20 protein-coding genes are annotated in these 19921 nt (G+C 34.5%); 4 read left to right on the top strand and 16 right to left on the bottom strand.

What is annotated here, in order from left to right; genetic code table 11:
- Positions 1-59 precede the first annotated feature (59 nt).
- Positions 60-242 carry a hypothetical protein gene (locus OXQ85_RS04605; protein WP_267402636.1) on the top strand — a complete coding sequence of 61 codons (183 nt, stop codon included), beginning with the start codon at positions 60-62 and terminating at the stop codon, positions 240-242.
- Between the two features lie 70 nt (positions 243-312).
- Here the strand turns inward: OXQ85_RS04605 and OXQ85_RS04600 are convergent, their stop codons facing one another.
- Positions 313-3306, bottom strand: coding sequence for a LamG-like jellyroll fold domain-containing protein (locus tag OXQ85_RS04600; protein WP_267402635.1), 2994 nt, complete (start codon positions 3304-3306; stop codon positions 313-315).
- Between the two features lie 395 nt (positions 3307-3701).
- Between OXQ85_RS04600 and OXQ85_RS04595 the strand changes: the two genes are divergently transcribed.
- On the top strand, positions 3702-4259 hold the full coding sequence (locus OXQ85_RS04595; RefSeq protein WP_267402634.1) for a hypothetical protein: 558 nt from the start codon (positions 3702-3704) through the stop codon (positions 4257-4259).
- 197 nt (positions 4260-4456) lie between these two features.
- Here the strand turns inward: OXQ85_RS04595 and gcvP are convergent, their stop codons facing one another.
- On the bottom strand, positions 4457-7315 hold the full coding sequence (gene gcvP, locus OXQ85_RS04590) for an aminomethyl-transferring glycine dehydrogenase (protein ID WP_267402633.1): 2859 nt from the start codon (positions 7313-7315) through the stop codon (positions 4457-4459).
- 537 nt (positions 7316-7852) lie between these two features.
- Between gcvP and OXQ85_RS04585 the strand changes: the two genes are divergently transcribed.
- Complete coding sequence (locus OXQ85_RS04585; protein ID WP_267402632.1) at positions 7853-9034, top strand: DcaP family trimeric outer membrane transporter; 1182 nt, start codon at positions 7853-7855, stop codon at positions 9032-9034.
- Between the two features lie 104 nt (positions 9035-9138).
- Positions 9139-9294, top strand: a complete 156-nt coding sequence (locus OXQ85_RS04580) for a hypothetical protein (RefSeq protein ID WP_267402631.1) — start codon at positions 9139-9141, stop codon at positions 9292-9294.
- Here OXQ85_RS04580 and OXQ85_RS04575 read toward each other — a convergent pair.
- The 14 genes from OXQ85_RS04575 to OXQ85_RS04510 all read right to left on the bottom strand — a co-directional run bounded on the left by OXQ85_RS04575 (position 9291) and on the right by OXQ85_RS04510 (position 19919).
- Positions 9291-9941 carry a J domain-containing protein gene (locus tag OXQ85_RS04575; protein WP_267402630.1) on the bottom strand — a complete coding sequence of 217 codons (651 nt, stop codon included), beginning with the start codon at positions 9939-9941 and terminating at the stop codon, positions 9291-9293. The genes OXQ85_RS04580 and OXQ85_RS04575 overlap by 4 nt on opposite strands.
- A 470-nt stretch (positions 9942-10411) precedes the next feature.
- Positions 10412-10669, bottom strand: a complete 258-nt coding sequence (locus OXQ85_RS04570; protein WP_267402629.1) for a hypothetical protein — start codon at positions 10667-10669, stop codon at positions 10412-10414.
- 84 nt (positions 10670-10753) lie between these two features.
- Positions 10754-11095, bottom strand: coding sequence for a hypothetical protein (locus OXQ85_RS04565; RefSeq protein ID WP_267402628.1), 342 nt, complete (start codon positions 11093-11095; stop codon positions 10754-10756).
- Positions 11096-11104: 9 nt separating this feature from the next.
- Entirely contained in the window at positions 11105-11683 is a 579-nt protein-coding gene (locus tag OXQ85_RS04560) for a sigma-70 family RNA polymerase sigma factor (protein ID WP_267402627.1), read from the bottom strand.
- Positions 11684-12154: 471 nt separating this feature from the next.
- Entirely contained in the window at positions 12155-14158 is a 2004-nt protein-coding gene (locus OXQ85_RS04555) for a S9 family peptidase (RefSeq protein WP_267402626.1), read from the bottom strand.
- Positions 14159-14289: 131 nt separating this feature from the next.
- Complete coding sequence (locus OXQ85_RS04550) at positions 14290-14748, bottom strand: hypothetical protein (RefSeq protein WP_267402625.1); 459 nt, start codon at positions 14746-14748, stop codon at positions 14290-14292.
- A 22-nt stretch (positions 14749-14770) separates the two neighbouring features.
- Positions 14771-15223, bottom strand: a complete 453-nt coding sequence (locus OXQ85_RS04545) for an SRPBCC domain-containing protein (protein ID WP_267402624.1) — start codon at positions 15221-15223, stop codon at positions 14771-14773.
- A gap of 45 nt (positions 15224-15268) precedes the next feature.
- Positions 15269-15697 carry an SRPBCC domain-containing protein gene (locus tag OXQ85_RS04540; RefSeq protein ID WP_267402623.1) on the bottom strand — a complete coding sequence of 143 codons (429 nt, stop codon included), beginning with the start codon at positions 15695-15697 and terminating at the stop codon, positions 15269-15271.
- A gap of 60 nt (positions 15698-15757) precedes the next feature.
- Positions 15758-16591: an SDR family oxidoreductase gene (locus OXQ85_RS04535; protein ID WP_267402622.1), complete on the bottom strand. Its 834-nt coding sequence runs from the start codon at positions 16589-16591 to the stop codon at positions 15758-15760.
- Positions 16592-16724: 133 nt separating this feature from the next.
- Positions 16725-17591 carry a VOC family protein gene (locus OXQ85_RS04530; RefSeq protein WP_267402621.1) on the bottom strand — a complete coding sequence of 289 codons (867 nt, stop codon included), beginning with the start codon at positions 17589-17591 and terminating at the stop codon, positions 16725-16727.
- Between the two features lie 122 nt (positions 17592-17713).
- The gene (locus OXQ85_RS04525) at positions 17714-17950 is read right to left on the bottom strand and encodes a hypothetical protein (RefSeq protein WP_267402620.1); all 237 of its coding nucleotides are present in this window, start codon (positions 17948-17950) and stop codon (positions 17714-17716) included.
- A 37-nt stretch (positions 17951-17987) separates the two neighbouring features.
- The gene (locus OXQ85_RS04520; protein ID WP_267402619.1) at positions 17988-18401 is read right to left on the bottom strand and encodes an SRPBCC family protein; all 414 of its coding nucleotides are present in this window, start codon (positions 18399-18401) and stop codon (positions 17988-17990) included.
- An 81-nt stretch (positions 18402-18482) separates the two neighbouring features.
- On the bottom strand, positions 18483-18914 hold the full coding sequence (locus tag OXQ85_RS04515) for a VOC family protein (protein ID WP_267402618.1): 432 nt from the start codon (positions 18912-18914) through the stop codon (positions 18483-18485).
- Between the two features lie 228 nt (positions 18915-19142).
- Positions 19143-19919 (bottom strand): alpha/beta hydrolase, encoded by a 777-nt coding sequence (locus tag OXQ85_RS04510; protein WP_267402617.1) that lies wholly within the window; start codon positions 19917-19919, stop codon positions 19143-19145.
- Between the last annotated feature and the right edge of the window lie 2 nt (positions 19920-19921).

Raw genomic sequence — 19921 nt, 5'->3', positions numbered from 1 at the left:
CTTACATGAAAAATTAGGTACGTTTTTTGCTGCTAAAATATATGTAAAAAACACACCTAATGAAAAAAGTAATATTCAGCTATTTAACGATAGCAAGTCTTCTTCTCGTATCCTGTGAAAAGAAATACAACAAGGAATCTGAAGAAAGTGAAAACATCAAGACAACTGTATTGATCACCTGCTCGATCATGGCAGCGACTCTCCTATTCACTTATTTTGCTAAAAGAAAACAACGGAAATAACACGCAAAATCCCTCTCATTACTGACAGGGATCTTTTGTTGATATGAAGAAATTAAACTGTGTCCTGATTTTACTTCACCATCACTTTAAAATTACTGTTCAGATTTTCTCCTGAAACATTCAGAATGTAATTTCCGGATGTTTTGATGTGAGCGATATTTATATTAAAAGTTCCATTTCCGTTACTATTCAACTTTTCTTTCAAAACCACTTTTCCGGTCAGATCAATTAATGTCGCTGTTAAGTTTGATTTTTTATAATCAGGAAGCTGAATAAAAATCTGATCTTTCGCCGGATTTGGATACACTGAACCTGCATTTTTACTGATGCTAAATTCTTTGTTTCCTAAAACCGCCTGATTATACAAACCATAAACATCCGTTGCAGACAAGGCATAATTATACATTTTCAGCTCATCAATTGCACCTTTGTAAGGAGCAGGAGAATTTACTGTTGACAAAAATTCAAGCTCGCCGATATTTCCGATAACCAGATCACTTTCTTCACCAATTCCTGTCACTGCGGTTTCATCGCCTTCGGCTACTAAGATCCCATTTCTGTAAATTCTCATTTTGTGAGTCGCAATATCTCTCATAATGACAACATGCACCCAATCTCCCGTAAAATAGTTGGCAATAGGTGATGTAATTTCCTTTTTCGTAACATCATCATCAATAGCATATCGTAGCTGTCCGCCTTTTATTTCTACATTAAAACGCTTACCTGTCGCTCCGGTGTTGGTATTTTTAGTAAATGAACCTTTACATAAAACATATAAACTCGTTGCTGAAGATGACGGAATCATACTTGTCGGAGCTTTCATCCAATACGAAACCGTAAACGAATTATTATTAAATAAAATTTGATCCTGATGAGGAATGCTTGCGATATAATTATTCGGAGCCGTGGCAAAATCTAGTGCATAATTTTCTTTTCCGGGAACTCGTACGCTGGCATTATCATAGTCTGTATTCAATATTCCGTTGTTGGCATAAGATGTTATATCTGCAATTTGCTCTCCCGAAGAAGGCGCTTCCGAAAACGGCCAGTTTCCTACAATACTCGGCGTTAAGGCACGGAAATTCCAGACATCTCCTGTAACACTGCCTAAAGTATTGGAAGCATCAACTCTCCAATAATAATTGGTAGCTGTATTTAAATTGGTCAGCTGATACGAAGGTGCAGCCGAATAAGGTACCGTTCCAACGCTTGTTAAACTCTGAGGATTTGTTCCGAAATACACATTATAATTTGTTGTATTCGAACTTCCTGTCCATTTTAAAAGCACATTTCCATTGCTTAATTCCACATTATTATTAGCATTTGTTGGAGTTGGATTTGCCGCTTTTGTAGGAGCAGACGGCACAGGCGGTGTCGTTATCGAAGCAGAAGCATACACCGAAGAATCCGTTGAATTGATCGCTTTAACTCGATAATAATACTGAGTATTTGGTGTTAAACCTGTTTCATTATAATTGATAGCATTCGCAGGAAGTGTTGCAATGACATTGAAATTAGTTCCGTTGCTTGATCTTTCCAACACATAATTGGTTTCGTTTGTAGCATTATCAACCCAATTAACCGTTAAAGAACTGGAAGCCGGAGTTCCCGAAGTGGTGGCATTCGTGAAATTCAAATTCGTTGGCGGAATGACAAAATCAGGAGCAGCCGTGTTAGGCAAACTGTTAATATACACCTCAATATTTAAATACGGAGCATGTGTTGTGCTTACCGCCAAAGCATCAAAAACATTCGGATTCAATCCGTTAGCAATTTCCCAAGCATCAGGCATTCCGTCATTGTCTGTATCTAAAGGAGCCGGAGCGCCATACACATGTCCCGCACCGCCATTGGTAAAGCCAAATTGCGATGTTAAATCACTCTGAACATACACATACGTTGCTGTTGTCCCTTTTGATTGTAAATCTGAAATCATTAGATTATCAACCTGATCTCGTCTTGGATAAGAAGCTCCCACTCCAGCAACCACATTATCATACGCAGCCTGAGCCGTTAACACAGGGTTTTGTACCGGATAATCATAAGGAACTGATTTTATAGCCGCCATATCTCCTACAGGAAAACCTGTTAAGTCTTGTGGAACCAATGTTCCGTCTAACACTCCGTTTTTGTTATTATCAAAGTAATTTCCGGAACCATATAAATTGAAATTGGCATTTCCTACACTAAAAGGTGTGGTTACCGAGCTGCTTGTATTGGGACCTCCGATAAAATAATTATTGATGATATTCACAAAAGAGCTTCCCGCTGAATCGCCACCCATAATATAAGCCTCACCCGATTGCGTGTGACCGTAGGTATTTCCGTAATTTCCCCAGTTGTACACGACATTGTTGACGAATTCATTGATTCCTTTAACCTTATTATTTCGGGTTTTATTGCAGATATATAAATTGCCGATCAAACTTATTTTACCGCCTGCCGGTGGCTGCATTAATCCGCCTGCAGAGTGATTATGGCGATGCAATCCTTGCCCTATAATTGAATTTTGAATCGTGATATTATCCGGACTTGTTCCGTTGTTGTCCCAATTTACAGAAAACACCTCATCTGTTCCCCAGCTGAACGTCATGTGATCCAGAATGATATTAGCTCCGTTGGAAATCCCTGAAGCATCCTGATTTTGCGAGGTTCCTCCGTAACGGATTCTAAAATATCTCGCAATCGTATTATTGGCTCCCGAAAACGACACGCGAGGTCCCAAAAATACAATTCCTTCTCCTGGAGCCGTTTGTCCGGCAATCGTTGTATTGGGAGCTACAGCCACAATAGACTGTAAATTAACAATTCCCCCTACTTTAAAAATAACAAACCTTCCCGGCTGGCTCACGGCATCACGAAATGAACCTGCACCGCTGTCATTCAAGTTGGTCACTAAATAAATTTGTGGATTAGCCGCACCTCTGGCTCCGGTTGTAAATCTTCCAAATCCGGTAGCTTCCGGAAAGGCTAATGTCTGCGCGTTAAGCTCCAAAGTGGAAAATGTAGCTCCACAAAACAGCAAAGAAGTAAGCGTTTGTTTAATGAGTAATGATGTATTCATAAGATTAATTTTGTGTTAACTAATCTAAACACAAACGTAAACAGAGGCATCCTGCCCTATCCTGATTACACACTATAAATCAAATAATTACGATTACAAATCATTACTTTTACACTAAGTAAAAATATTTCAATAGACTGAGAATCATTAGAGATAAAGAATAGAAAAATTTTATTCTTATTTAAAATTTTATTTAAATTGTATCTTAATTTGAGAGCTTTTCACACAGTTATAAAAACAATCTCTTGATTTTCATCTCAAACTAAGATAAAAACGATCAATAATTATTTAGCCAAAATATTTCGCATTATATGAAGACCATTTGTAAAAATTGCAAAAATGAAATCATAAAACTAAATTTCAACGAAGAGCAAAAATTAGATATTTATGCTTTAATGCAAAATGATTTAAGAAAATTCACTGAAAATAAGTTAATTAATGATTTTAATTTAGACCAAAATGAAGCAAACTTCATTATAAAACATTTAAATAATCGAAATGGAATTTGTTGTGAATGTAATTTTGAGAATTTAAATGGTGAATATATAGAATGTCCTAATTGTAAAGCTTTTAATTATAATCTTGATGAGCCAATTTTCAATATTGAGTTTTGTAGTAATCTTGAATGGTCTTTAGATTTTAAAAATGTTGAGAATGAAAATATAAAATATTACGTTAAAGATTTTTGGTGTGACGGCGTTCAGCATTTGCCTGAAGATATAAAATCTCTACTCTATAAAAATCTTAAAGTAAATAAAGAAATCAATACCAAAGCATGGCTTGGATATTCTGGACAAGAGTTGTATGAAATGAAAATAAAACTTGGAGCACAATCTTTAGAGAATTATAAAAATAATAAAAGCCTGATAGAATGTATTCCTCAAAAGAATGAAAATTTAAATTGGATTAATCTTAATATAGAAGATAAAAAAATTGAAGTTCAGTTGAAATAAATATAATTACTATATTAAATCAAGATTATTGAGTAGCAAAACGTAATGGACAATCTCTAATAATATAATTGAGATTCTTCCTTCGTCAGAATGACAAGTTGAATGTTTTTATATTGCTTTACTTTTACTCCTCGAAATGACACAAAAAAACTCCCTCTCATGAAGAAAGGGAGTTTCTATATTTAAAAAAATTAGAATTACATATAAGCTTCAATCGGCTCACACGTACAAACTAAGTTTCTGTCTCCGTAAGCTTCATCAACTCTTGAAACAGAAGCAAAGAATTTGTGATCTCTTACCCACTCCAGCGGATAAGCTGCCTTTTCTCTGCTGTAAGGTTTATCCCAAGAATCCGAGATTACCAATTGCTCTGTGTGAGGTGCATTTTTCAATACGTTATTAGCTGCATCAGCTTCACCGTTTGCAATCTCATCAATTTCATGTTTGATCGCAATTAGAGCTTCTGCAAAACGATCGATTTCAGCTTTGCTTTCAGATTCAGTTGGTTCAATCATTAATGTTCCGGCAACCGGGAAAGAAACTGTTGGCGCGTGGAAACCATAATCCATCAATCTTTTCGCAACATCAGCCACTTCAATTCCTAAAGATTTAAACTGTCTGAAATCTACGATACATTCGTGAGCTACTTTTCCATTTTCGTTTGAATACAAAATTGGGAAATGTTCTGCTAAAATTTCTTTCAAATAATTAGCATTTAAAATAGCGTGTTCAGTTGCTTTTTTCAACCCTGAAGTTCCCAGCATTTTAATGTAAGCGTAAGAAATATTTAAGATCAATCCAGAACCGTAAGGCGCTGCAGAAATACCTTCGATAGATTCTTTAGAACCAATTTTGATATTTGCATTCGTAGGAAGGAAAGGAACCAGGTGTTTCGCCACACAAATAGGGCCAACTCCAGGACCTCCACCTCCGTGAGGAATCGCGAAAGTTTTGTGAAGATTTAAGTGACAAACGTCTGCACCGATGTTTCCAGGACTTGTATATCCTACCTGAGCGTTCATGTTGGCACCATCCATATAAACTTGTCCACCGTGCTCGTGAATTAAGTTTGTAATTTCGATAATGTTGGCATCAAAGAATCCGTAAGTTGACGGATATGTGATCATTACACAAGATAAGTTAGCAGAATGCTGTTCTGTTTTTGCTTTAAGATCTTCGAAATCAATTTCTCCGTTCTCAAGATTTTTCACAACAACAATTTTCATTCCTGCCATTGCTGCAGAAGCTGGGTTTGTTCCGTGTGCAGACTGAGGAATCAATACTACATTTCTGTGACCTTCACCTCTTGAAATATGATATTCTCTGATGACCATTAATCCCGCATATTCTCCTTGAGCTCCAGAGTTTGGTTGAAGAGAAGTTCCTGCGAAACCTGTGATTTCAGCTAAATCTTTCTCCAATTCACGAATCATTTCCTGATAACCTCCCGCTTGGTCAACCGGTACAAATGGGTGAATTGCTCCCCAGTTATCCCAGGAAAGCGGTAACATTTGCGTTGCAGCGTTCAGTTTCATCGTACAAGAACCGAGAGAAATCATTGAATGTGTTAATGATAAATCTTTTCTTTCCAGACGCTTGATGTAACGCATCAATTCTGTTTCCGTATGATATTTGTTGAATACGCTTTCTGTAAGAATTTCGTCTTTTCTTAAATTCTCCTCAGGAATACTGTATCCTTCTTTAATTTCTAATTTGAAAGTCTGCTTGTCTTTAAACTGAGCAAAAGAAGCCATTAAATAATTCAACTTATCCAATGTTGTACTTTCATTGATCGCAATACTTACAACGCCTTCTGTGAAGTAGTTTAAGTTCAGTTTGTGATCAAGCATCATTCTCACCAACCTTGCTTTTTCATCTTCAGCCATTGTGATTTTTACCGTATCAAAGATCGGTTCTTCCACAATTTGATATCCTAAAGCTTTTAAACCTCCTTTCAAAGCATTTGCTTTAAAGTGAATTTGGTCAGCGATATAATTTAATCCTTTTGGACCGTGATAAACAGCGTACATTCCAGCCATTACAGCTAAAAGAACCTGCGCTGTACAGATATTTGAAGTTGCTCTTTCTCTCTTAATGTGTTGCTCTCTTGTCTGCAACGCCATTCTCAACGCACGTCTTCCGTACATATCCTGAGAAACCCCGATAATTCTTCCCGGAATATCTCTTTTATACTCTTCTCTACAAGAGAAAAATGCCGCGTGAGGACCTCCATAACCCAATGGAATACCAAATCTCTGCGTAGTTCCTACAGCACAGTCAGCGCCCATAGAAGCAGGAGATTTTAACTTAACCAAAGCCATAGGATCACAAGCAACAGCTACCTGAAGATCTAGTTTTTTATATTCAACAATATCTTCTGTATAATCTAAAACGATTCCGTTTTTACCAGGATATTGTAGTAAAACTCCATAGTAAGAAGCATCTAGCTCATGCGTTTTGTGATCTCCTTCTACGATCTCGATTTCTAAACCTTCTGCTTTTGTTTTTAAAACAGAAACGGTTTGAGGTAAAACTAGATCAGAAACGAAAAACTTATTAGCTCCTGCTTTTTTCTGATCTTTCGTTCTGTTGTTGAAGAACATGTGCATTGCTTCTGCAGCAGCCGTCGATTCGTCCAATAACGACGCATTTGCCAGCGCAAAACCTGTAAGATCACACACAACAGTCTGGAAATTCAAAAGAGCTTCCAATCTTCCCTGTGCGATTTCCGCCTGATAAGGTGTATAAGCCGTGTACCAACTAGGGTTTTCAAAGATATTTCTCTGAATAGCCGATGGCAACAGCGTATTGTGATATCCAAAACCGATGTAGCTTGTATAATCAGTATTCTTAGATGCCAATTCTTTCGAATGGTTCATCATTTCGTATTCTGAAAGCGGTTCTGAGATTTCAAGATCTTTTTCTAAACGGATAGAAGAAGGGATGGTTTGAGAAATTAACTCTTCGATACTTGAAACGCCAACTTTTTCCAACATCGCCTGTTTATCGGCTTCATTTAAGGAAATGTGACGGCTCACAAACTGTTCTGTATTCATTTTTTATATTAGATTTTGTTTGTAAAAAAAGATTGGTAAAATTACAATAATTTACAAAATTGCGCAACATCTGAAAATTACAGAAAATGCAAAACAAGTGACTTATCGATTTTAAAACGAAGCAGTTTTACCATTTTTTTTGAATAAAATTGAATTTAATTTTCAACAACGTATTTCTAGATTTTATCATAATAATCAAATTAAATAACGAATATTTTTCTTTAAAATTTCAAACTAAATCAATCATTTTTTCAACAAAATACAGTTTGATAAAAATAATCAATGAGACTCATTTAAAAATAATTGATTAGCTTTAATTTTTAAAATAAAACACTGAAAAGCAAATGATTAAACTTTTAAATCTAAACTTTAAATAATTTTATTTTTATTTTAATAAATAGCAAAAAATAGAAATATTTTTAATTAAAATTTTAAAAACAAGATTAAACGTTTATTCAATATCAAATAACCAAAACTCAAATTAAGTATGAAAATGTAAAAAAGAATTAAAGCAATAAAAAAAACACAACTTTTACGATGAAAAAAAACACAACAAGGCATTTTGTCTCCGTTATTATTGCTTTTATATTCAATATAGAAGCATCCGGACAAATTACTTTAACCAAAAGTAAAGCTGAAGACCAAAATGAATGGGAACTGTATTTAAAAGGTTTCGTACAAACAGATTTTACGGTCGATTTTCAAGACATGAAATCTATTGAAGGTTTTGCAGCACAATCAATTACCGTACCCCAAAGAAACATGGCGCGAAGCAATTTCAGTGTAAAGCAATCGCAAATCGGACTTGGAATTAAACAAAGAAACCCAAAAGGCGACGATAATTTCTCTGCTTATGTTGAAATTGACCTTTACGGACCAGACGGAACTACGGCTCCCAGATTCCGACAGGGATATATTAAATGGAAAAACTGGACGGCCGGACAAACCTGGAGTAACTTTTCTGATCATGAAATTTTTCCTAATATTTTCGATTTCATAGGACCTGACGGATTGTTATTCAACAGAAGAATGCAGGTACGATATTCAAAAAAAATATCACCAAAAGAAAATTTATCGTTCTCTTTAGAAGATCCAAATACGCCGAGCATTTCACTGCCTGTAGATTCCTTAAACTGGAAAAAAAGGTCGGTTATTCCTACTTTTACAGCGATGTATCGATATGGCGACGAAAGAGATTATATAAAAGGTGGACTACTATTTTCACCTATCAGCTACGATATGAAACATACTATGGATGATCCTTACAAAACCAAAACGATGTTGGGTTGGGGAGCAATGATTTCAGGAAAAAGATATATTACCGACACCAACAGTTTCAGATTTCAAACATCGTACGGAAAGGGCTATGCCACTAATAACAGTGACTTGAATGGCGAAAAGTATGACGCCATACCAAATCCTGCGAACAGAAATTTACTAGAAACTTTAGCGTTATTCAATATGGTTGGGATGTATGAGCATTGGTGGAATCAGGAATGGAGTTCGGTAGCTTCAGTAAGTTATTCCAGAGTCGGCCATAAGGATTTTGCTCCTAAAGATATGGCTAAAAACTTCCAGAATATTAGCCTTAATCTAGTTTTTCAACCTTTAAAAAAACTGAGAATGGGCGTTGAAGGAAATTATGGAAGACTGAGAAATTTTCAGGATCAGAAAGCGGAAGCATGGAGAATTCAGTCGTCTATTGCTTTAAGTTTCTAAAATAATTCTGGTATTTTGAGAGGGATAAACCTTTATTAATCAGCACTTATATATTTTATGATTTTTTATTATCTATATTTATTCTAAATTAATATATTTGCATCATGAATATGATTGTCCCTTTCAAAGTTCCGGCTTTGACTCCCGCTTTTTCTGTGAATACTGAGGAAATGTATTGTGGTGATAAGAAATCTTGCTGCAAGAAATTCAAAAAAGGAAAAAGATGTAAAAAGTGCCCAGGAAGAAAAAAGATGGCTTAATTTCCGAAGCTTTTTATTAGAAAATAAATTGCAATAATTATGATCATTACAGCTGCCACTATTCTGAATATTTTAGGCTGACCATGCGGATTTACAACTGTTTTCGGTTGTGATTTGAATAGTTCTTCCGCTTTATCTTTAAATTTTTCTGTGTTATTTTCAAAGACTTCAGTTATTGTAATTCCCTGAACGACTGTTTTGTGCAACAGTGAATTGGTCGCATGAAGCAAGATTTGGAATTTCCCGTCTTTAAATTCCGTTATTTTAAATATTCTTTCGCCGTAAGGTTTTTCCAGTCCGAAAGGTAAAACTTTCACAACATCAGCATTTTGAGTTTGCCAATTGATAATGATCTCCTCCCCTTTTTTCGCATGAATTTTATTTGCTGTAAAAGTCTTTATAGAAGGCGGAATATTATATCTGAAACTTTTCTGATGACTTTCTAAATTCTGATCGTAAGAATGTCTTCTACTTTTATCGTTCAACGTCTCATACGCTTCCTGAATTTCACGAAAACGATCGGCAAAGAAATCATCATTTTCATTTTTATCCGGGTGATATTTTAAAGACAGTTTTCTATAAGCTTTTTTGATGTCTTCTTCTGAAGCATCGTGAGAAATCCCGAGAAAATAGTAGTAATCTTTCATTGAACTATGCAAAAATAAGGATTTTTTGTCATTGCGAGCAAAGCGAAGCAATCTCTTTTTAACCTTAATTTTCAATATTGTAAGCTTTTGTTTTTAACGCAAAGTCCACAAAGTTACTTTAAAATGTTTGAGGATAATTTTCGTTCGCAAAGGCGTTTCACTCAGCAAAGGGTGAAAGTTTTATATTTATGTTTTATAAAAAGTTAAGTTATATAAATATTGTGAAAATTCTCCTTCTTTGAACGGGTGGATTTTTACAAAGCAAAAAGGCGAGGTAGCTTTATACGTAATAAATTCAATAATTATAATACTAAGTTTATAAAACCAACCCATCAAAAATTCTTTGAAATTTTCGCCACCCCTCCATTGGAGGGGAATTTGTAAGTGATGATGATGTCTAAAAAAGAATCAGGTCGGGAAGCGAAGCTTCCCGACCTGATTCAAACAATTTCAATTTAGTTACTTTCTATTTATGCTTCGCAAGATGAGTTTTTACTGCAACATCTTGATGCAAATTCTTTTTTAAACTTTCCTTTTAACTCCTGATATTGCTCTTCATTCATTTCTCTGATCTTATCTGCCAATCCGAAAGGAGATTTTTCTTTAATATCATATTCCTGAAAAATACCTTTTACAAATCTTTTTCTTTGGATTGCTTTTTTAGCGATCATTGCAACTCCGGCAATGGCTAATGCTCCCAGAGCACCTTTTAATACTGAATTTTTCATTTTTTCAAAATTTTAAATTTTACTACTTTGTTTTTTATATAGACGAATGAATCTTAATTTTACTTTACTACTTCTAAAATTTAATTATTCGTTTGTTCTTTTATTTCTGTTGAAAAATCCGCTTTCGCATCGGTTTCTCCAGACTTCTTTGAATTTTTCTCTTTCTTCAGGAGATAAATTCATCATTTTTTCTCTCATCTTTCTTTCCTTGAAATCTTTCATTCCTTTTCCAAAATGAAAACCTCCGAAAAGAATTTTACAAAGGATCAAAATTCCCATCGCCTGCCAATATGTTATCGATTTCACTCCTAAAATTTCAGGAAGAAGACAATTCCAAAGAGACATAACGATCCATGTAACTCCCAGAAAAATAAGTGGCGGACAAAGAATTAAAAAAATCCAACCTTTTTTATGTTTATAATCCATGATATATTTTTAACTATTTAAATCTTCGTATAATTTTCTCAATCGGTTTCTCAAATGTTTTACGGCATAGTTTTTCCGGCTGATAATGGTTTTGATATTTTCGCCCTGTTCATCAGCGATTTCCTGGAGAGTTTTATCGTTAAGCTCGTTTTCAACATATACAAGTCTTTGTTTTTCAGGTAACTCATCCAGTGCTTCAAAAAGTTTTTTCCAGATTTCATCCTGAAACATTTTCACTTCAGGTCCCGCGCTTTCATCCAGCAGCAGAATATCTTTGATAGAAAAGCTTCCGTCTTCATCTTCATACACGAAATCTTCTAAATTCTCCGTTTTCTTTTTTCGGTATTTGTCAGTGATTTTATTTGCCGTTACTCTGTACAACCAGCCGCCCACATTTACAATCTCAGACAAATTGGTAAGACTACTGAACTGATACCACACCTCCTGTAGAATATCTTCCGCATCTTCCGTATTTTTCACTTTCGGGCGAATGTATGACATCAGCTTTCCTCCGTACTTTGAAACGGTTTGTGAGATGATATTTTCTTTCTCCTTCTGTGGCATTGCTATTTTTTCGACAACCTCCATATTGCTATGACGATTGAAATTTTTGTTTTACTTTAATAAATTTAAAATATTTTTCGGAATTTTCAATTTTTCTTTTATTCATCAGGATTTTTTCAATTTATTTTAAGAAGCTTTTTCCTGCTATCCACTCTATCTTTTTTGTTACGGGCTCCGCTTCGCTACGCCCGCAACAAAAAAAGGATGCCGTTTCTATCAAGGCTAGGGTTAAGTCTTTTACTTTAATGATAGTCAGTCCTGAAAAATTCCCCTCCAGTAGAGGGGTGGCGAAAATTTAAAGAATTTTCACGGGGTGGTCTTATAAATTTAGTATTATAGTTATTACTTTATTATGTATAAACTACCCCCGTCTTTTTGCTTCGCAAAAATCCACCCCTTCAAAGAAGGGAAATTTTCATAATGTTATTATTATACAAATAAAAAAACGGAAAGCGCAATCACTTTCCGTTTAATTAATTATAAAAACCGTAGATTTTATTTATTAAAATTTTCCGCGAAGAACCCTAACATCGATTTATAAAATTCCAGTCGATTAGGTTCTTTACCAAACCCGTGACCTTCATCATATTTTACCATATAAGGAACTTCAAAACCTTTTCCTCTCAACGCTTTTACAATCTGATCAGATTCGTTGATATTTACTCTCGGATCATTTGCTCCTTGAACTACAAACAATGGTTTCTTAATTTTATCAATCTGAAAGACTGGTGAAACTTCTTTAGCAATCTTTGCTTCCTCAGGATTGTCAAGGTCATACCAGATTTGCTTTACCATTTCTTTATAAGGTTTCCAGTATTCTGGGAAAGAATCGAAAAAGGTGAAAATATTGGAAACTCCAACATAATCAACCCCACAAGAATAAAGATCCGGAGTTTTAATTAATCCCATTAAAGTCGCATAACCACCATGACTTCCGCCATAGATGGCCACTTTATCTTTATCAATCCAGCCTTGCTCAATCGCGTATTTTACACCATCTTCCACATCATCCATTGCTTTTCTTCCAATCTGCTTATAACCCGAAGTCTGGAATTTTTTACCATAACCTCCTGAAATTCTGAAATTAACCTGCAATGTCGCATATCCTCTACTTGCAAACAATTGCGTTTCAGGATTAAAGCCCCAATCATCTCTAATACCCTGCGGCCCTCCGTGAGGATTCACAATCAATGGAACTTTTTTACCTTCCAAAGCCGCTTTTGGTAAGGTAATATATCCATGAATCGTTAAGCCATCTCTGCTCTTAAACTCAATCGGGCGCATTTCTGCCATATCTTCCTCTTTCAATTGAGGCATCAGATCAAAAAGAAGCTTGGTTGTTTTAGATTTTGTATCGTATTCATAATACTTTCCGTACAATTTATCACTATCAACCACCACAAGCAATTTATCATTATTATCATCCGAAGAAACAATAGAAAACTGTTTGTCATCAAACTCAGCGCTCAATTTATCATGAATGGTCTTGTAAAAATTACTTACGGGAATCGTTTCATTTTTAATTCCGTTATAGCTGATGTAATCCAGTTCATAATTTCTGTTTTTCCCGGCTTTACTTATCGAACTTACATCAAAAGTCGGATTAGAATAAATTTCTTTAATAATAGAATTTTTCTTTAAATCATACAGTACAATTCTCGATTTATCGCTATCAAGATTTGTTACAACGTATGCTTCATCTTTATTTTTAGAATTATCATTAAAGCTAATTACATTGAAGCCGTCTTTCCAATCTGTTGATTTTAAAAGATTAAACTTTCCTGTCGCTAAATCTTTGTAATACAATTTTGTCGTCAAACCATTTTCAAGAATACTATAGCCTCTCAAATTTCCGTCTTTATCAAAAAGATAATCATCAATCGGGCTGTTAACATCTTTATTTTCATACAGCTGAGTAGTTTCACCCGTGTTGAAATTGATCTTGTACGGTTCAAAGATCTGTTTATTATTTTTGTTCATCGTCACAATCACAAAAGGGGTATCTTTTATAAGGCGAACCATTCCTAAAGTAATTCCGTCAAAAGGTGTTAAATCCTTTAAATTTTTCCCATCAATATCCGCAGCATACAAATGAATATTTTCATTCCCACCACGATCTTGGGTGTAAAATAATCGTTTTTTATCCAGCCAGCCGTAACTTCTAATCAGATCATCTTTTTCAACTAATGCTTTTGTAATTTTCCCTGATTTGAGGTCTTTTACATACACATGATTTTTACTGTCTTTGTCCTTTTCTTTATAGGAAAGATACTGTCCGTCAGGAGAAATCTTGAATTGAGAAGCTTTTGGACGAGCGAAATAATCTTCAACTTTATATTTGAAGTTTCCTTTGTCATAATTAATAAGCTTGTCTATTGTTGCCTTGTTAGAAACCAGCGCGGGATCGCCTGGTAGTTTGGCATTCGTACTTTGTGCGTTCATCATAATGGTAGAAATTACAACCTGTGTGATTCCGAAAATCTTAGAATTTAAATTCATATTTCATGGTTTTGGTTAAACGAACTAATTTTTACTATAAGACATTTTTTAAGTCTAAAATGTTACATTTTGTCTACAATTTGTGAATTTTTTAACATTAAAAAAGGAAAGCCCTTACTTTCCAATATTATTTAATTCAAATAAATTCCAAAAAACCAAGTCCATGCAATTAGGATAATCTGCATTGGAAGTCGCTCTTTATAAAGATAATTCATTCCCGGCCCGGAATAATCTGCTTTGAAAAGATTTACTTTTTTATTTGATGAAGTAATATTTGCCACAAAAACCAAAATATAGAAAATAATTAACAAAACTGCCGTAATTTCTCTTATTGAAGGAAACATCAAGCCAATTCCTGCTCCAATTTCAATGATTCCTGTAAAATATACCCAAAATATTTTCGCAGGAATAAAATCCGGAATCATCATCGCCATTCCTTTTTGAAATTTGAAATGCGCAAGTCCCGTAAATATGATGAAAACTGCCATTCCCAAATTTCCAGAAAATAGAAAATTCCAGCTTCCATGAAAAATTTTCGTTCCTAATAAAGCTATAATAAAGGTTACAAAAAGAATGGTTAATAATTTCATACTTGATTTTTGTTTTTAATGATTACATCTGATTTTCAGCAAGATCTTTCACAATTTCCAAACCTTTTGTAAAACCTGTATTCATATGATCCTGCCATTCTTTTTCCACCTGAACCTCAGCATGAAGCTTTGTTTTTCCATCAAAATCAATCAAGATATATTTTTCAAAACAGCCGCTCCATTGTTTGACTTCCATGCTTTCCGTATCTTCATTCCCTTCCTTATCAATCATTCCTAAATGTTTGAAAATGATTTGATTCGGCTCTTCAAGACTGTCAATTGTGGAAACCATCCCTTCACCTTCTGCATTGGTAAAGTATGTTTTACCGCCAACTTTCCAATCGGTTTTCATAAAAGAATCAGAAGCTGGATTGAAAAATTTTGTCCATTGAGCATAGGTTTGCTCATTCCAAAGCACATCCCAAACCTTCTGTTGAGAGGCATTGATTACTATTTCGTAAGATAAAGTTTCCATAATTTTGCTTTTATTGAATTGATGTTTTTTGACTAATACAATTAATTAAAGTTGATTTTCTGAAAGATGTTTTACATTCGATAAAGCTAAAGGAAGTTTATCTTCAAAAAATTCTTTAAACTCATCAGAAGTATGAATAATAATTTTCAATAAAACACCTTCTTCATTTTCTTCCAAGATATAGGTTTCTGTTGCTTCTCCCCATTCTTGCGCAGTTTCTACGCCATCATAAATTTCTCCTAAATGCAGAAATTTCATTTCTTCATTCGGAATGTTTTTCTCTACTCTGCTATACATTCCATTATTATCAGGATCAAGGAATTTTACGATACTTCCTTCCTCAAGTGTTCCTTCATAAAAAGAACCTTTCGTAAAAGCCGAAGTCCATTGTCTAAAAGAAATATCTGCCCAAAGTACACTCCAAACTTTTTCGGGAGACGCATTGATTTCAATGTCAAAATTTAAAATTTTCATTATTAATATTTAAAATTAGCTGTGATTAAAAATTGAGTTATTTTGATTTTTAAATTGTAATTATCCTCCGACAAAGTCGCCTCCATTAATATGAATGATTTCGCCAGTGATAAAATTGGCATCTTCCGAAGCCAGAAAAACATACGCAGGTGCCACTTCCGAGGGCTGGCCAGCGCGTTTCAGCGGATTGTCTTTTCCAAATGTTGAAAGCTCATCGAAAGTTTCTTTCACAAGTGGCGTCCAGATTGGGCCCGGTGCAACTCCATTCACCACAATACCTCTTTCAGCAATATTAACAGCTAAAGATCTGATGAAGGTGGCAATTGCTCCTTTAGTAGCAGAATAATCGATCAGATGATCGCTTCCTCGATATGCTGTAACCGACGTTGTACAAATAATTCTTGCTCCTTTTTGCATTAATGATAAAAAATCTCTGGTTAGAGCAATCATTGAAATAATATTGGTATCAAAAGTTTTCTGGATCTGATCCTCAGAAATATTTTCTATATTATTTTTAGGAAACTGAATTCCGGCATTATTTACCAAGATATCCAGTGTTCTCCAATCTTTTTTGATCTTTTCCACGCATCTTGTTCTGAAAGCTTTTTTGGTTAAATCACCTTTAATTAAAGTACATTTTCTACCTTCTTTCTCTACCAGTTTCTTTGTTTCTTTAGCATCTTTATCGCTTTCGTTATAAATAATTGCAACATCAGCCCCTTCTCTTGCAAAGTGAACAGCAACTGCCTGCCCGATTCCGCTGTCACCACCTGAAATGACTGCTTTTTTATTGAGAAGCTTCTTGCTTCCCAAATAGTTTTTACGAATAATTTCGGGATATACCCCTTCCTTCGGAACTTTTGATTTAGATTGTGACTTGTTCTGTGTCTTCATAAGCAAATCTTTTTCTAAATACATCAAACAGCAAGCCGAAGAAGAAAGTTGGGAGGCTAAATGATGGAAGCTTGAAGTTTTTAACGGTCGAAAAAAACTTCCAACCTCCAGCTTCCATCATCCAGCCTATATCTTAAGAATCATAAGCATTTTCTAAATCCTGAATAATTATTTTCTGCATTCTCATCATCGCCTGAACAACCTTTTGCGCTTTTATCGCATCCGGATCGCTCATTAACTGGATCAATTTTTTCGGGACAATTTGCCAGCTAAAACCATATTTATCTTTCAGCCAACCGCACATGCTTTCTCTTCCGCCATCCAAAGCCAAAGTATTCCAATATTTATCGGTTTCTTCCTGATCATTGGTCATGATAACCATTGAAATTCCTTCATTAAAATCAAACTTGTGGTCATACGAATTATCCATGCAGAAAAAACTGTAACCATCAATTTCAAAATGCGCATGTTGAATATTTTCGGCAGGTTCCGGGATTGGATGACCTTCACTTCCATCTCCATACCTTAGAATATTTTCAATATTGGAGTTTGGAAAAGTGTGAGTATACAATTCCATTGCTTCCTGTGCTTTTCCATTATTTTCATGAATAAACATTAAAGTCGGAATAATTTTTTGCTCAGATTGTTTTTCTCCTAAAAATATTTGCCAGGTTACATCATATTTATCTTTAACCCAGCCATATTTTTTACTCCAGGAATAAGAATCTAAAGGCATTAAAGCCATTCCGTTTTCCAGCAATTGATCCCAATATCTCTGAACCTCATCTTCCGTTTCACAAATGACCATAAATGAAACGGAAGCATTTTTCTTAAATTGCGGCCCTCCGTTTAATAACATTAATTTTTGACCAAAAAGATCAATATTCATTACAACAGGTGTATCTGCGGTAATTTTTCCGTCAAATACTTTACAGTAAAACTCTGCAGATTCTTTGGCGTCTCCATCGTACCAAAGGCACGGGAAAATATCGTTATTCATATAGTTTTTAATTTAGATATAAACATGAATCAATACCAATTTTCGTTGTTAAAATAGTCTTTTTCGTGAGAATTTAAAAAAATTAATGAGATTGCTTCGTCGCTTCGCTTCTCGCAATGACATTAGTTTTTAAAAAAAACATGATTTTCATTCATGTAAATTTTCAGTTTTTGCATTGCATTTTTCCCGAAGCCATGCAGCTGCATAATTTCTTTCTCGGAATAACCACAAAGTTTTTCCAAAGAATCAATCTTCTCTCTTTCCAAAGCTTTTCTTGCAGGCATCGCAATAACACCTTGCAAAAAAACTCCCTTAGCAACATGATTCACAGCGCAAATGGAACTTAAACACTTCGCCATTATTACTAAATTTATCATGATTTTGAAAAGATTATAATTAATTATTTTCTACATATTTATGGAAATTATTCAAAATCGCATACCAACCTTCTCTTTGCATTTCCAATGAATTTTGTTTTTCGGGATCAAAAATGATCTTTACTTTCGTTGTGTTTTCATCAATCTTATCGAAGGTAATATCAACATTTCTACTATCTTCAAGATGGTATTTTATTCTCTCATTTGGAATTACTTCATCATAAATTCCTTCAAAATCAAATCCGAAACTTCCGTCTTTTGCTTCCATTCTGTTTTTGAATTTCCCTCCTACACGAAGATCGTTTTCAGAACTTGGGCATTGCCAGGATTCGTGGGCAAAATTCCATTTAGTAATATGTTTAGGCTCATTATAATAATCCCAAACTTTCTGAACAGGCGCTAAAATCGTAATGTCAATTTTAATAGGTTCCATAATTGTATTTTTTTAAGTAGAGTAAAAAGGGCAACGAAAAATTTTCAGTTACCCTTTTTAATAATTTAGTTAAAGATAAGATTATTTTGTGTATTCTTCATTATAGTTCACCATCCAATGAACTCCATATTTATCCTGAAAGCTTCCGAAATAATCTCCCCAAAACTGATCTTCAATAGGCATTTCTACATTTCCACCTTCCGAAAGTCCCTTAAAAAGCCGATCTGCTTCTTCTCTTGAGTCCGGAAAAATAGAAACATAATTGTTATTTCCAACAGTCAGATTTTGTCCGAAACTTGGAACGATATCCGATGCCATCAACAAATCTCCACCAATCGGAAGCGCGATGTGCATCACTCTGTTTTTTTCTTCGTCGGATAAATTTTCAGTTCCGGGAGCGTTTCCCATTTTGTGAATTTCACCTAAAAATTCTCCACCAAAAACGGATTTGTAAAAATTGAAAGCTTCTTCTGCTTTCCCATCAAAATTTAAATACGGATTTAATTTAGCCATAATATGTATTTTTAAAAGTTTGTCATTGCGAGGAGCTTGCGACGTGGCAATCTTCTGTTTTTTTAAACGCAAAGTGCGCAAAGATTTTCTTTAAGATGTTTGAGAATATTTTTTGTTCGCAAAGGCTTTTCACTCAGCAAAGGTTGAATGTTTTTTTGATATGCTTATTTTTCGTTCTGAAAAAAGCAAACTGGATTGAAAAATTTTCTTTAATAGTTAATTTTAAGTTTATTTATTCAAAAATTTCTCAACCTCGTTTACTGTAAAGTCAATTAATTTTTCATCAAAATTACCTCCAAAATCAGCCATAATATATGAACCGTGAGTCGCGGGAAGAATCATCATTTGAGAACCTTCCACCAAACGCCACATTTCCACAACGTGTTCTGGTTTTATAATGTCTTTATCTCCTGAAATAAATAAAGTTGGAGCTTTAATACTTCTCAAAATATCTTCGCTCCAGTCTTCAAAAGTCTGCATTCTTTTGCTGTCTTTATCGAACATATTTTCTAATGCCGAAAAATCTGGATTTAAGTTTAAAAAGTTAATTTTCAAAGGTTCCGGCATCGACTCAAAAGTTACGTCTGTCATTCTCTCAAAAAAGCCATCCATCATTCCATCTTTTTTGTAAAATGCAGATGCCACGATTAATCTATCTATCATTTCGGGATAAAGATGAGCAATTTGAATCACTGTACTTCCGCCGTTACTGAAACCCAAAAATGAAGCTTTTTTAATATTTAATTCTTTCAAAAGAGCAGCAACATCATGAGCGTCTTGTTCGAAAGTTTCAGGAATATCGCGATGTTCGGACATTCCGTGATTTTGTAAATCGATTCCAATTAATTGAAATTTGTTTTCCAATCTTGAAATCACTTCTTTATAATCAAACAAAATTGAACCTCCGCCGCCATGAATTAATACCAAAGGTTTTCCGGAACCATAGATTTCGTAATATATCTTGATTCCATTGATTGGCTTATGACCTTTTTCAACCGGATTCATAT

Origin of the sequence: Chryseobacterium sp. GM_Chr_2, from assembly GCF_026540445.1 — a bacterium.
Classification (GTDB): domain Bacteria; phylum Bacteroidota; class Bacteroidia; order Flavobacteriales; family Weeksellaceae; genus Chryseobacterium.
Note: the sequence above shows the minus strand (reverse complement) of the source record. Positions and strands in the feature narration are given on the sequence as shown.